Consider the following 15,371-nt stretch of genomic DNA (forward strand, 5'->3'; position numbering starts at 1 on the left):
TCACTAAATTGACTGTAAAAGTAGAGAATAAATATTTAAATATTATCATTATTCTACGAAATCTCATCTTTTAGGTATACTTTTTGATGAGAAAAAAACTCCTGTCTTCATGATTCGAAAGCTACCCGATACAAATGTTAAAATTCGTTAATTTTTTACGCACTATTACTAATTAATTACGTCTGACTATGCTTTTACCAAAACTATTCTTCATATTTACATCATGTTTAGAGGTATCAAAAATAAATTTTTGCGTTACTTTATTATCGCTGTCTATTTTATTGTACTGATTGTTTGTGCCGTACAGATTAACTTTCTTTGGCTTTTTGGCTATTCTCCGACGAAAAAGGACATTGTCATGCCATCCCTTAATATTTCTACAGAGCTTTATACTGCCGATTCTGTTCTTATCGGACGATATTTTGAAGAAGACCGTGATCCGGTGCCTCATGATAGTATTTCACCCAATGTCCTGAATGCGCTGGTCGCGACAGAAGACATTCGTTTTTATAAGCATAATGGTATAGATTTTCTGGGGCTTGCTTCCGGTATAGTGTCTACGCTTACAGGTGATAAACGCGGAGCCAGTACCATTACCCAACAGTTAGCCAAAAATCTCTATCGCACCCGTTACAATACTTCTGCCGGTATTTTAGGCAAAGTGCCCGGAGTAGGGCTTATTGTCAATAAATTTAAAGAGTGGATGACGGCTTATAAATTAGAGAGCAAATACGGGAAGGATGAGATTATTACCATGTACCTCAATACCGTATCCTTTAGTAATAATGCCTATGGCATCAAATCAGCCTCACTGCGATATTTTAATAAAATGCCAAGTCAGCTGAGTGTTAATGAATCGGCTATGCTGATCGGGATGCTCAAGGGGACGACTTTATACAATCCGTTGAGAAATCCTAAAAATGCACTTCAGCGACGAAATGTAGTGCTTGCACAGATGCAAAAAGCAGGATACCTGACCAAACAACAGGTAGATACCTATTCTGTGCAGGACCTCAATCTGAATACCAACAACGTTGATCGTCAGGATGCAAATGACTCTTACCTGAGAGCTGCTGTGCAGCGTTGGCTGGAAGACTGGAGTAAGGAAAATGATATTGATATCTATAAAGACGGATTGAAAATCTACACGACTATTGACTCCCGTATGCAAAAGATGGCCGAGGAAATGGTCGGTAAGCAAATGAAGTTTTTACAGCAGCGGTTGAAAAACGCCTGGGGAAGTGAAGATCCCTGGAGAGATAAAGAAGGAAATGTAATCCCTAATTTTATAGAGAATCTTGCGAAGAAAACACCTTATTACGCTGCGCTGATTAAAAAATATCCTAATAATACGGATAGCGTAAATTATTATCTCAATAAACCAAAAGAGATGGAGATCTTTACGTGGAATGGTAATCAGAAGAAAGAATTATCTACTCTGGATTCGATCAGACATTATGTCGTAATGCTGAATGCAGGGATGATGTCTATGGAGCCACGTACAGGAGAAATCAAAGTATGGGTGGGAGGAATCAACCACAAATATTACAAATTTGATCACGTCAATCAATCCAAACGTCAGGCAGGTTCTACATTCAAACCTTTTGCTTATCTGGCAGCGCTGGAATCAGGAAAATCACCTTGTGATAAATACACGGACAAACCGGTACGCATTTACGCCGGTCTTAAAGATGGAGTAGAAGAGTATTGGGAACCGAAAAATGCAGACTGGAATTTTAGTTACAGAGAAATGTCCCTGCGTTGGGCTATGGCACGTTCAGTCAATTCCATTACTGCTCAGATCACGGAAGAAGTAGGCTGGGATAAAGTAGTAGATGCTGCACACAGATGTGGTATAGAGAGTCCTCTGAAATCTGTTCCTTCAGTCAGTCTGGGATCTAATGATGTATCCGTGTATGAAATGGTAAGAGCTTATGCGACATTTATGAATGAAGGCAAACGACTGGATCCGATTCTGGTATCGAAGATTGTGGATTTTGACGGAAATGTAATTGCTGAATTCAAAAAGAAAGAAAAAGAAGTCCTTACCAAGGAAAATGCCTGGTTGATGACCTATATGCTTCGTGGCGGAATGGAAGAACCGGGAGGAACATCTCAGGCACTTTGGGATTGGGATCTCTTCAAAAAAGACAACCAGATCGGTGGCAAGACAGGTACATCCTCTGACTATGTAGACGGTTGGTATATGGGTGTGACCAAAGATCTGGTGACAGGTGTATGGGTAGGCTGTGATGAGCAAAGCATTCATTTCAAAAACTCACACACAGGAGAAGGTTCGAAGACTGCATTGCCGATTTTCGGTATGTTTCTGGAAGAATTATACAAACATCCGGAGCTGGGATATACATTTGGTAAATTCCCTGACCCTACAGTCGAGATAACCAAAAAATATAAATGTGAAAGTCCAAGATTACCTGAACGGACAGAAAGTGCAGATAGTACGGCAGTAGATATCCCGGATGGTGAAATCTTAGAAGGTGAGGGAGGAGAGCAAAACGGTGAACAGCCGGTAACCACACCTCAGCCACCTGCTTTGGATGCTGACTCGACCCTTGACTAATATGTAGTCAGGGTATCTGATTTTTTATTAACTTAACTCCATGAAAATTACGTTATGTAGTCAATTGTCGAACAGTGCCAGGCTACTGTTCGCTTTAATTGCATTTTGTTGTATGTTGCCCAATATAAGCCAGGCTCAGTATTTTGGTCAAAACAAAATGCGCTACAAAAAGCTGAATTTTAAGGTTTATGAAACTCCGCATTTTGATCTCTACTATTATCTGAAAAATGATAGCATGGTCAGATGGCTGGCTAAAGAAAGTGAAGTGTGGTACGAATTGCATCAACAGGTGTTTCAGGATACTTTCTTACGCAAGAATCCGGTTATTGTATACAGCAATCATCCCGAATTCCAACAAACGACAGCTATTCAGGGAGAGATCAGTGTCGGTACAGGAGGGGTGACAGAAGCATTCAAGCAAAGAGTGGTCATGCCCGTCATGCAGATTAATCAGCAAACACGTCACGTATTGGGGCATGAGCTGGTACACGCATTTCAGTATCGGGTACTTATTGACGGAGGTGATTCTACCCGTCTTGAAAATATTATGAATCTGCCTCTCTGGATGGTAGAAGGGATGGCAGAATATTTCTCAATAGGGAAAAAGGACGCCTTCACCTCTATGTGGATGCGGGATGCTTATCTCAATAAAGATATTCCGTCGCTGAAGCAGATGACAGAACAGTCTTACAAATACTTTCCTTACCGGTATGGTCAGGCATTCTGGTCCTATATCGGGTCTACATACGGAGATACAGTGATTATGCCTTTGTTTATCGAAACGGCTAAATATGGCTATGAAATAGCTATGAAACGCGTGTTTGGATATGACGCACAAACCATGTCTAATCTTTGGAAGAACAGCATGGAGAATATGTATAAGAATTCCGGTAAGGATACTGTATCAAGACCTGTCGGGACCCCGATACTGAATACCGGCAATTCAGGCAGGATGAATGTTTCACCTGCAATTTCTCCTGATGGAAAGTATGTAGCATTTCTATCTGAAAAGGATATGTTCAGTATCGATCTTTTCCTTGCAGATGCGCATACCGGCAAAGTCATACGAAAGCTGGGGAGCAGACTTACAAATAAAGACATAGATGAGTTTAGTTTTCTGGAGTCTGCCGGTACTTTCTCGCCGGACAGTCGCAAGTTTGCTTTTTCAGTGTTTAGTGCTGGTAAAAATAAATTAATGACAGTGGATATAGCGACAGGCAAAACGCTGTCAGTGGAGGCGATGGGAGATATTACGGAGTTCACAAATATTACCTGGGCTGCAGATGGAGACCATGTTGCTTTTTCAGGTTTGAAAAACGGACATAGTGATATTTATATTTATAACCTGAAGACGAAAAAACTGGATCAGTTAACAAATGATGTGTATTCTGACTTTCAGCCGAGTTTCTCCAGAGATGGAAAATCTATTGTATTCAGTACCGATCGGGTAGCACTGGCATCTGATAACAGATCTGTAGATATCCCAATGAATCTGGCTATAGTAGATGTCCGGACAAAAAACATTCAGAATCTGGATATTTTCCCCGGAGCTAACAATCTCAATCCACACTTTTCCTCTAACGGAGAACAAATCTATTTTCTATCTAACGGGGATGGATACCGTAATATGTACCGTTATACCGTAGCGTCCGCTCAGGTGGAAAAATTGACAGACTATTTTACAGGTATAAGTGGTATTACCGAATATTCTCCGGCAATGAGTATCTCTGCTACAGATGAAATCGTCTACTCGTACTTTAAAAATAATGCTTACAGTGTGTATTATGCAAAAAGTTCAGATTTTACGGGAACAGTAGTAGATGCAGGATCGGTCAATTTTGATGCGGCGATGCTGCCTCCTCCTGTAAGCCGCGGTGTGAATGTAGTCAATACCAATCTGCGTAATTTCAACGCTTTTGAGCGTATCGGAGATGATCAGATTAACACGATCGCTTATAAACCTAAGTTTAAACTCGATTATCTCGCCAATAGCGGAGTTGGAGTTTCTGTTGGAAGCCGTTACGGAGCGGGGATATCCAGTGGTATCCAGGGGATGTTTTCAGATATTCTCGGGTACAATCAGATCTTTGCAGCTCTAAATGTGAATGGTGAAATTCAGGACTTCGGCGGGCAGATTGCTTATATTAACCAGAAAGGCCGGTTCAACTGGGGTGCCTCGTTGTCGCATATTCCATATATTTCGGGATACAATGCGAATGAATTTGAAGACTTCGGATATGGTGAAGAGTTGTCGTACAATACCTATTTAGTGCGCACTTTTCAACAACAAGCCGATGTTTTTGTCGCTTATCCGTTTAACAGGCATCACAGAGTTGAGCTTGGAGCAGCTGTGGTAAGATATAATTACCGTGTAGACAAATGGCGTCAGAGTTACTATTCCGGATATGGCGATCGTCGTAAGCTCAGTAACGAAGAGGCCTCGCAGTTAGGATTTGGTAATCTCAAACCTTTTGTAGTGCAGCAGGTCAATACTGCTTTGGTAGGAGACAATTCCGTATTCGGTATTGCTGCTCCGCTACAGGGATATCGTTATCGCCTGGGAGTAGAGCAGTATTTTGGCGATTATACTTTTTCTGCAGTCAATGTAGACCTGAGAAAATACAACCGTTATAAGCCCGTAACGATAGCTGCCCGATTGTATTCCTATTCGCGTTTTGGTAGTAATGAAAATGCACTCTATCCTTTCTATATCGGATATCCGTATCTGATCCGCGGATATGAAAGCGGTGATTTTGACCGCAATGGAAAAGTAAGGATCTCAGATCTGATGGGATCTCGCACAGCGGTGTTTAATTTTGAAGTAAGATTGCCGTTTACAGGGCCGGAAAAACTGGCTGCTGTGAAATCCGGATTCTTATTTTCCGACTTAAATCTGTTCTTTGATGCAGGACTTGCCTGGTCGAAAGGCAACAAGGTGGTGTGGTCTTCTGATGACCGGCCTATTGTACCGCTAAAGGATGGTAAAGGTAATGTGATTGTTAATCCGGATACTAATCTTCCGGAGATGGGCTACGATCCTAACTATAAGATTCCGGTTATGAGTGCCGGGGTTTCACTGCGGATCAATTTGTTCGGAGCCATGATTCTGGAGCCTTACTATGCTTTTCCGTTTGTCAAGACGAATTCTAAATCCGGGACGTTCGGAGTGAATTTCACTCCGGGCTGGTAAATGGTTTAATCAAAAGGGAGCCGTTGCATTATTTATGAGAGATAAGCAACGGCTTTTTTGTTATGTAGGATAGTTAAGGGCATATGTAGGGAACAAAGATTTTTCCAGTTAGGATTTTGTTTTCTGACCATTCTTTCTTTGACGATGCGTGGGAGGGATGCAAGTTCTTTTCTGCGTTTCTCTGCCTGTTCGAAAGTATCAGCATATTCGATATAAACAATACTGCTTAATTTGATGACCTGATTGAATAAAGAAGCGTGAACAGTTCTCATTTCCTGATATGTCGTCTCTACATCTTGTGTCAGATTGACTTCAAGATGATGACGATTGCTGTCTGAGGCGATGTAAATGCAGTATTTTTTCATGTTTTCTCCTTGTTTTGGCTAATAAATTTGGTTTTTCTAAATCTATTTGCTAATTTTGATAGTACAATTATACTAACAATTTTAGTATTTACAAATTTTATTTAAAAAATATTATGTCTAACATCGCCTCGAATCTGAAATACATCAGAAAGAAAAAAGGATTGACACAGCAGCAATTTGCTGATTTAATGGAAATTAAACGCGCTTCAGTGGGAGCGTATGAAGAGGATAGAGCAGAACCTAAGTATGAGTTACTAAAAAAAATAGCTGAATATTTTGATCTGACGATGGATGAACTGGCGAACGATGTTATAGATGATAAGTGGAAACCTACACCTCGTAGTAATGCTTCTAATCTGCGTGTACTGAGTGTAACGGTAGATCAGCAGGATCGTGAAAATATAGAATTGGTACCTGTAAAAGCGAGTGCAGGTTATCTGAACGGGTATGGTGATCCGGAATATGTGGCCGAATTGCCGAAATTTTCACTTCCGATGTTTAATCAGGGTACATACCGGGCCTTTGAAATAAAAGGAGATTCTATGTTGCCTTTACCCTCGGGCTCTGTTATAATAGGTGAATATGTGGAAAACTGGCATGATATCAAACCCGGACAGACGTATATAATTGTCTCTAGAGAAGAAGGTGTCGTATATAAACGTATTGCCTTTAAATATAAAGAAGAAAAAGGATTGAAGCTGGTATCAGATAACAAGACATACGAAGCATATTGGGTGGGATCGGAAGATATTCTGGAAGTCTGGAAAGCAAAGGCATTTATAAGTACCGAACTGCCCGAACCAAGCCCGGAGCCTACTATGGAAACACTGACCTCTATGATGGCGCAAATGCAAAAAACCATCAGCGCAGTGGTTGATAATAATAAGGCATAAAAAAGATGTTTTGGATTTTGAAAAATATTTTGTACTTTTGTACTATCTGAAAGGAAGGGGGCATCATATGCCCCCTTTTTTAATTCTTTATTGATTTAAAATAACAGTAATAGATGAAGACAAAGGTAGAAAAGCGGGTTGAAGAGTTAGTTCTGGAGAAAATAGGAGATCGGGAGGATTTGTTTATTGTCAGTATAAAAATGCAAAGCAATGGCGTACTTGAAATTCTTGTTGACGGGGACTCGGGGATTGCGATTGATGATTGTGTAAAGATAAGCCGTCATGTTGGTTTTCATCTGGAAGAAGAGAATGTAATAGAGACTGCTTATCGTCTGGAAGTATCTTCTCCTGGTATTGATAGTCCTTTGATTATGATTCGTCAGTATAAGAAGAATATAGGACGTAATGTACGGGTCAAGAACCACGAGGGAGAAAAGAGAGAAGGAAAGCTTTTGAATGTAACAGAAAGTAACATTACGATCGAGGAAAGTAAAAAAGAAAAAGGGAAGAAAGCCGTGCCGGTTGAGTCGGTGATTCCATTTGAACAAATAAAGGAAACTAAGGTGTTAATTTCATTTAAGTAAAAATGAGCAGCAATATCAATTTGATTGACTCTTTTCAGGAGTTTAAAGAGTTTAAAAACATTGACCGTCCTACGGTAATCTCTGTGTTGGAAGAAGTATTCCGTAGCATGATCCGCAAACGGTTTGGTACAGATGAAAATGTGGACGTAATTGTCAACCCTGATAATGGTGACTTAGAGATCTGGAGAACACGTGTGGTCGTGGAAGATGAATTTTCGGAAGATGATGATCTGGAAATCGAGTTGGCAGAGGCAGTTAAACACGATGCAGATCTTGAAGTAGGTGATGATTATATTGAGCAGATCACATTGGAAAGCTTCGGACGCAGAGCTATCCTGGCTGCACGTCAGACATTGGTTTCTAAAATTCTGGAACTTGAGAAAGACGAAGTTTTCAAAAAATATAAAGATCGTGAAGGAGAGTTAGTGATCGGTGAGGTGTATCAGATCTGGAAAAAAGAAATTCTGGTACTTGATGATGACGGGAATGAATTGATTCTGCCTAAGACAGAACAGATTCCTGCGGATTATTTCAAAAAAGGGGATAGCATCCGTGCAGTTGTGCATAAGGTAGATATGATGAACAACAATCCTAAGATCATTATCTCTCGTACAGCACCTGCATTTTTACAGCGTTTGTTTGAACTGGAAGTACCTGAAATCTTTGACGGATTGATTACCATCAAGAAGATTGTCCGTGAACCTGGAGAGCGTGCTAAGGTGGCCGTAGAATCTTATGATGACCGTATCGATCCTGTAGGAGCGTGTGTAGGTATGAAAGGATCCCGTATTCACGGTATTGTTCGTGAGTTGAGAAATGAGAATATTGATGTAATTAACTTTACGACAAATCATTCCTTATATATCACCCGTGCACTTAGCCCGGCACGTATCAGCTCTATCAAAATTGATGAAGACAACAAGACGGCAGCTGTATATCTGAAATCAGATCAGGTATCTCTTGCGATTGGCCGTGGAGGACATAATATTAAACTGGCAGGTAAACTGACAGGTTACGAAATCGATGTGTATCGTGAGAATGACGAATTTGATGAGGATGTGGACATCGAAGAATTCAGCGACGAAATCGAAGGATGGGTTATTGACGAATTGAAGCGTGTAGGTCTGGATACCGCTAAATCTGTTCTTTCTCTTACGGAAGAAGAGCTGGTAAGACGTACAGATCTTGAAGAAGATACCATTCAGGAAATTGTTCGCGTTTTACAGTCCGAGTTTGAATAAACCCGGTCTAACAATTTATTATCTCAGCAATTTCGAATAAATTGTTAGTAACATGTAAAAAAAACATATTTTTGTATATACTTTATAATTACAGGACACAATAAATGACAGAAGGTAAAAGCATAAACTTACTAAAAGCAGCAAAAGAACTAAATATTGGTATAGCTACCGCTGTGGATTATTTGGTAAAAAAGGGGTTTGATGTTGAATCTAAACCTAATACTAAATTATCGGGCGAGATGTACAATGTTCTTTTGAGCGAATTTCAGGGAGACAAAATTGTTAAGGACGAGGCAAAGCAAATCGTAATTGGTAAAATTCGTCGTGATGAGTCGCCTGCTGGAAGTAGCAATGCTGCGCTTAAAGAATCTGTCTCGGAGAATGAAGATACAGCAGAGGTAAAGGAGATCCTGATTAAGAATGCTCCGGCAGAGCCAACTCCGGTAAAGGCTGAAGTGCCAGAAGAGAAGAAACCTGCTGAGGATCATCCTCATCTTACAGGTATGAAGATCGTCGGGAAGATTGATCTGGACAGCATAGGTAAAGGAAAGCCTAAAAAAGAAGAAAAGAGCGAAGTTGCTCCTAAAATAGAAGAACCTGTGAAGGTAGAGGTAAAAGTGGAAACTCCAAAGATCGTGGAAAAACCCGTAGAGCCTGTTCAGCCTGTTGTTGCTGAAAAAACAGAAGCTCCAAAAGAAACTGTTGTTCCCCAGGCGCAGAAGCCAGCGGAACCTGCTAAACCGAAGGTGGAAGAAGTGAAACCGGAAGTCCAGGCTGTCAAAAAAGAAGAGGTTAAACCTGCAGAGCCCGCTAAACCGGCAACACCTCAGGATGATGTCATCCGTGCGCGTGCGGAAAGCTTAAGCGGACCGAAAGTTATCGGTAAGATAGAATTGCCTACGGCAAGACCGTCACATCGTGACAGACCGGTAGCGTCTTCTTCCAATGCAACAGGCAATGCCAACGATCAGAAACGTAAGCGCAAGCGTACGAACGGTCCGAATACCGGTGGAAACAACCAGGATCAGAATAGAGGCGGAAACCAGCAGGGTGGAAACCAACAAGGCGGTCAGGGTGGAAATAACCAGGGCAACAGAGGTCCGGGTAATAACCAAAACCGTCCCGGTAATAATCAGGGAAACAGAGGCCCGGGTAACAATCAGGGCAACAGAGGTCCGGGAAATTATCAGGGTAACAGAGGTCCGGGTGGTAACAGACCTGATTTCAAGGGTAGAAATAAACCTGTAGAAAACAAGGAAGAACCATCAGAAAAAGAAATCCAGGATCAAATCAAAGCTACACTTGCCCGTTTGAGCGGTGCAGGTAAGTCCGGTAAATTTGCGCAACGTGCGAAGCTACGCCGTCAGAAACGTGACGAAGTAGCTCACCATGCTGAAGAAGCTGCGTTAGAGCAGGAAATGATGGCCAATGTATTGAAAGTAACAGAGTTTGTTACTGCAAATGAATTGGCAAATCTGATGAACGTATCCGTAACGCAAATTATCGCTACGTGTATGAGCCTGGGATTGTTTGTGTCGATCAACCAGCGTCTGGATGCAGAGACATTAGCAATTGTAGCAGATGAATTTGGATACCAGATTGAATTTATCAAACCGGAAGATGAAGAAGTAGCAGAATTAGAGGAAGCCGATAGCCCGGATAATCTGATTATGCGTGCTCCGATCGTAACGGTAATGGGTCACGTCGATCACGGTAAAACATCCCTGTTGGATTACATCCGTAAAGCGAATGTAACAGGCGGTGAAGCCGGAGGTATTACGCAGCACATCGGTGCATATGCCGTAAAACTGGAAGACGGAAGAAAAATAACATTCTTAGATACACCGGGTCACGAAGCCTTTACAGCGATGCGTGCCCGTGGTGCCAAAATCACAGATATTGCGATCATCGTAATTGCGGCAGACGACAGTGTGATGCCTCAGACTAAGGAGGCCATCAACCACGCACAAGCTGCAGGAGTACCGATTGTATTTGCCTTTACCAAGGTAGATAAGCCGGGTGCAAACTCTGATCGTATCCGGGAACAATTGTCAGCAATGAATATCCTTGTTGAAGATTGGGGAGGAAAATACCAATGTCAGGAAATTTCAGGTAAGACAGGTCTCAATGTAGATTTATTACTGGAAAAAGTATTGCTGGAAGCAGAAATGCTGGATCTTAAAGCCGATCCTAAAAAACGTGCTGTAGGATCTGTAATCGAAGCTGCTCTGGATAAAGGACGTGGTATTGTTACTACTGTATTAATAGAAGGAGGTACACTTCGTATCGGAGATCCTATTCTGGCCGGATCACATAGTGGTAAAGTAAAAGCCCTGACGAATGAACGCGGAGAGCGTGTTAAAGAAGTCGGTCCTTCTACACCGGTACAGATATTAGGTATGGCCGGAGCACCTACAGCAGGTGATAAATTCTATGTATTGGAAAGCGAATCCGAAGCACGTCAGGTTGCAAACAAACGTCTGCAGTTACAACGTGAACAAGGTATGCGTGCACAGAAACATATTACGTTAGCGGAGATTGGTCGTCGTTTGGCAATCGGAAACTTCAAAGAGCTGAATGTAATTGTGAAAGGTGACGTGGATGGTTCTATCGAAGCATTATCAGATTCATTACTGAACTTATCTACAGATGAGATCCAGGTAAATGTAATCCACAAATCAGTAGGTCAGATCTCCGAATCAGACGTATTGCTGGCTTCTGCATCAGATGCGATCATTATCGGTTTCCAGGTAAGACCTTCTCAAAATGCACGTAAGATTGCGGAGCAGGAGCAGATTGATATCCGCCTTTACTCTATCATCTACGATGCTATCGAAGAGCTTAAATCTGCGATGGAAGGTATGTTAGCTCCGAAACTGGAAGAGAAGATCGTGGCGAATGTCGAGATCAGAGAGACTTTCAAAATTTCGAAAGTGGGTACTATTGCCGGATGTATGGTATTAGATGGTAAAATCAACCGAAACAGTGATATACGTATCGTACGTGACGGTGTGGTTGTATTCACCGGAAAACTTGCCTCACTGAAACGTTTCAAAGACGATGTGAAAGAAGTATCTCAAGGTTACGAATGCGGTCTGAATATTCAGGGATACAATGATATTCATGTCGGAGACATTGTGGAAGCATTCGAACAAGTCGAAGTTAAACGTAAGTTGTAAAAGACTGAAAAGAATAACAGATATATAAGGAATCGCCTTTCATTGCAAAATGAAAGGCGATTCCTTTTATAATAGAAACTTATAAATATCTCTTTCAGCTAAATTGTAGTCTGTTTTTGATCCTATAATCCTATTTATTACTTGCTTGGATTTCAAAAGCATCTTATCTTTGAAATATGCATAAACTTCGGATCTCAGCATTAACTCCAGAGGCTAACAATAATATTTCTATAGATTTTGAACCGGTAACTGGCCCATATCCTGTATATAAAGCCGGGCAGTTTCTAACCCTGATTTTCACTTTTGGAGACCGCGAAGTCCGTCGCTCTTATTCCTTTAAAAGTTCACCAGATGTAGACGAACCTTTAAGTATTGCTGTGAAAAGAGTAGATAATGGTGAGATTTCCCGTTTTCTGCATCATAAGATTACAGTAGGAGACGAGATTGAAGTGCTGGATCCTCAGGGTTTATTTATATATGAACCTGTACCTGATACGACAAGGACTGTATTTTTGTTTGCTGCAGGTATTGGCATTACTCCGTTATTTTCAATTCTGAAGACAGCTTTAATAAGAGAACGGAAATCTAAAATCGTATTAATATACAGCAACAGTTCTCCGGAACAGACACCTTTTCTGGAAGAACTTGACAGTTGGCAGAAAAACTATCCGGACCGTTTTCATATCATATGGATTTTTTCAAATAGCAAAAACCTGATGAAAGCCCGTCTGAACAGAGATTTTATCTATGATATTCTTAAACAATATGTAGAAGAACTTAAAACGGATACCCTTTTCTACACCTGCGGACCTGTTATTTATATGGATCTTTGTCGTTTTACTTTATTGGGTATGGGCTATGCAGACAGTCAAATCAAAAGGGAGACATTTCTGTTGCCGGAAAATGAAGAAGATGACGATGATGAAACAGAAAAGGAAGTAGATAAAACAAGTTATTCCATTACGCTTAACTTTCTCGGACAACGATACCAATTGTCTATACCTTATAACAAAACAATTCTTGATGTAGGATTGGAGAATAAAATCAAACTGCCTTATTCCTGTAAATCAGGTATGTGCAGTACCTGTATTTCACAATGTTCATCCGGAAATGTGCGTATGGATTACAATGAAGTACTGACAGACAGGGAAGTCGCTAACGGACGTATTTTATTATGTACAGGACATCCTACCGAAGATGGAACTGTAGTTGATGTCGTATAGGTAAAAACTTTGTACTGGCATTACTTTTCATTACATTTGGAACATAACCAAGTGTAATATATTTATGAGTGAGCTGATCTGGACACCCTCTGCTGATTATCAGAAAAATTCTGCATTATTCGATTTTAAAACCTTTGTTGAAGAGCATTATCAGCTTTCTTTTAAAGATTATGAGACGCTATGGAAATGGTCAGTTTCTGAATCTGAAGACTTTTGGCATTCAGTATTTCAGTATTTCGATCTTAAATCTCATTCTCCGTTTGATGCTGTTATTAAATACTCCCAACAAGGATTTATCGGTACAGAATGGTTTCAGGGTGCTACACTCAATTATGCGGAACATGTCTTTCGTATGGAGACAGATAAACGCCCGGCCATTCTTTATCAGGCTGAACAGACCCCTGCTAAAGAAGTGTCCTGGTCTCAGCTGAAAGATCAGGTCCGTGCTATACAACAGTTTTTGATCAGAAAGGGTATTAAAGAAGGCGATAGGGTAGCAGGCATACTTAATAATACAACAGAAACAATAGCCATATTTTTGGCTGTGAATGCTATCGGAGCTATATGGTCCTGTTGTTCAACTGATTTTGGAAGTGCAAGTATTGTCGAACGCTTTACTTTGATTGAGCCCAAGATCCTTTTTGCAGATTCGGGTTATGACTATAACGGAAAGAAATATGATAAACAGCAAACAGCAGTAACCATTAAAGAACAGATACCTTCTATTACCGATCTTGTCATGGTAAATGGAGCTGATTGGGACGAAATCATACTGGAGGCTGATCATACCCGGCACCTCACATTTCAGCCGGTTCCGTTTGATCACCCTATCTGGATACTGTATTCTTCGGGTACAACCGGAAAACCTAAGGCTATTACACATAGTTCCGGCGGGAATCTGATTGAACATTATAAAGCACTGGTTTTACATCAAAATGTACAGGAAGGAGACCGCTTTATGTGGTATACCACTACAGGTTGGATGATGTGGAATTATGCTGTTTCATCTCTTCTGATAGGAGCTACCTTGTGTATTTATGATGGTTCACCTGTATTTCCTGAGCGAAAATCTATCTGGAAATTTGTTGCAGATCACCGTGTGGATCATCTTGGTGCAGGAGCGGCTTACTTTACATCCTGTCAGGATATGTCATTGTCAGAATTGGATATTAAGCTCAAAACTATCGGCTCTACGGGTTCTCCTTTACCTCCTGATACCTTTAAATGGCTGCAAGGACAGCAGGAGGACGTACAAATTGTTTCATTAAGTGGTGGTACAGATGTCTGTAGTGCTTTTCTTTCCGGTAGTACATTGCTACCCGTGTTTGCAGGTGAAATACAGTGCCGTACATTAGGTTCAAAAATAGAAGCCTATAATGAAGATGGTGTTGCAGTATACGATGAGGTGGGGGAATTGGTGATCGAATTACCTATGCCTTCTATGCCACTTTATTTTTGGAAGGATCAGAATAATGCTAAATATCTGGAAAGTTATTTTGATAAATATCCGGCTGTCTGGTGCCATGGAGACTGGATTAAAATAACCCGAAATAATAACGGAATCATTATGTATGGCAGATCTGACGCAACCCTAAACAGGGGAGGAGTCCGTATTGGTACAGCTGAGGTCTATAATGTGCTGAATACATTTGAACAAGTGGAAGATAGTCTAGTGATCTGCATTGATCTGGAGAATGGCGATTCTGTAATGCCTTTGTATATTAAGATGAGCTCCGGAACTGAACTTACGGATGAGCTTCGGACTGAAATCAAAAAACAACTACGAAATACCTATAGTCCGCGACATGTACCCGATGAAATTCTGGCAGTGCCGGATATCCCATATACAATGAGTGGGAAGAAACTGGAAATTCCTGTTAAGAAACTAATGATGGGTGTACCGGTAGAACGGGCTGTCAGTATTGACGTGGTTAAGAATCCGGATTCTCTCAATTACTGGATAGATCTCCGTAAAAAAGTATAATTAATACATAAATAGCGTGACTGATAAAGTGCTGTAGATATTGCTGGTAAGGACACGCAGCAAACGCGAGCGTTAATTGCATCGCTGTTATCCTGAATGCGTTATCAGCTGGTATTCTTGCTAAGACTGAT

9 protein-coding genes are annotated in these 15,371 nt (G+C 40.9%); 8 read left to right on the plus strand and 1 reads right to left on the minus strand.

Going from position 1 to position 15,371, the window contains the following annotated elements:
* Positions 1-223: 223 nt before the first annotated feature.
* On the plus strand, positions 224-2,581 hold the full coding sequence (locus HMPREF0766_RS04335; protein WP_002994047.1) for a transglycosylase domain-containing protein: 2,358 nt from the start codon (positions 224-226) through the stop codon (positions 2,579-2,581).
* A gap of 112 nt (positions 2,582-2,693) precedes the next feature.
* The gene (locus tag HMPREF0766_RS04340; protein ID WP_002994049.1) at positions 2,694-5,771 is read left to right on the plus strand and encodes a PD40 domain-containing protein; all 3,078 of its coding nucleotides are present in this window, start codon (positions 2,694-2,696) and stop codon (positions 5,769-5,771) included.
* A gap of 32 nt (positions 5,772-5,803) precedes the next feature.
* Here the strand turns inward: HMPREF0766_RS04340 and HMPREF0766_RS04345 are convergent, their stop codons facing one another.
* On the minus strand, positions 5,804-6,136 hold the full coding sequence (locus HMPREF0766_RS04345) for a GIY-YIG nuclease family protein (protein ID WP_002994051.1): 333 nt from the start codon (positions 6,134-6,136) through the stop codon (positions 5,804-5,806).
* 113 nt (positions 6,137-6,249) lie between these two features.
* Between HMPREF0766_RS04345 and HMPREF0766_RS04350 the strand changes: the two genes are divergently transcribed.
* The 6 genes from HMPREF0766_RS04350 to HMPREF0766_RS04375 all read left to right on the plus strand — a co-directional run bounded on the left by HMPREF0766_RS04350 (position 6,250) and on the right by HMPREF0766_RS04375 (position 15,240).
* A complete protein-coding gene (locus tag HMPREF0766_RS04350) occupies positions 6,250-7,029 on the plus strand; it encodes an XRE family transcriptional regulator (RefSeq protein WP_002994053.1) in 780 nt (259 codons plus the stop codon).
* A gap of 113 nt (positions 7,030-7,142) precedes the next feature.
* Positions 7,143-7,613 (plus strand): ribosome assembly cofactor RimP, encoded by a 471-nt coding sequence (gene rimP, locus HMPREF0766_RS04355; protein ID WP_002994055.1) that lies wholly within the window; start codon positions 7,143-7,145, stop codon positions 7,611-7,613.
* A gap of 2 nt (positions 7,614-7,615) precedes the next feature.
* Positions 7,616-8,854, plus strand: a complete 1,239-nt coding sequence (nusA, locus tag HMPREF0766_RS04360) for a transcription termination factor NusA (RefSeq protein WP_002994057.1) — start codon at positions 7,616-7,618, stop codon at positions 8,852-8,854.
* Between the two features lie 104 nt (positions 8,855-8,958).
* On the plus strand, positions 8,959-12,033 hold the full coding sequence (gene infB, locus HMPREF0766_RS04365; RefSeq protein WP_002994059.1) for a translation initiation factor IF-2: 3,075 nt from the start codon (positions 8,959-8,961) through the stop codon (positions 12,031-12,033).
* A gap of 176 nt (positions 12,034-12,209) precedes the next feature.
* Positions 12,210-13,256 (plus strand): ferredoxin--NADP reductase, encoded by a 1,047-nt coding sequence (locus tag HMPREF0766_RS04370; protein WP_002994060.1) that lies wholly within the window; start codon positions 12,210-12,212, stop codon positions 13,254-13,256.
* Positions 13,257-13,320: 64 nt separating this feature from the next.
* Positions 13,321-15,240 carry an acetoacetate--CoA ligase gene (locus HMPREF0766_RS04375; protein ID WP_002994061.1) on the plus strand — a complete coding sequence of 640 codons (1,920 nt, stop codon included), beginning with the start codon at positions 13,321-13,323 and terminating at the stop codon, positions 15,238-15,240.
* Positions 15,241-15,371: the final 131 nt, after the last annotated feature.

Source organism: Sphingobacterium spiritivorum ATCC 33861, from assembly GCF_000143765.1.
In the GTDB taxonomy this organism is placed as follows: Bacteria; Bacteroidota; Bacteroidia; order Sphingobacteriales; family Sphingobacteriaceae; genus Sphingobacterium; species Sphingobacterium spiritivorum.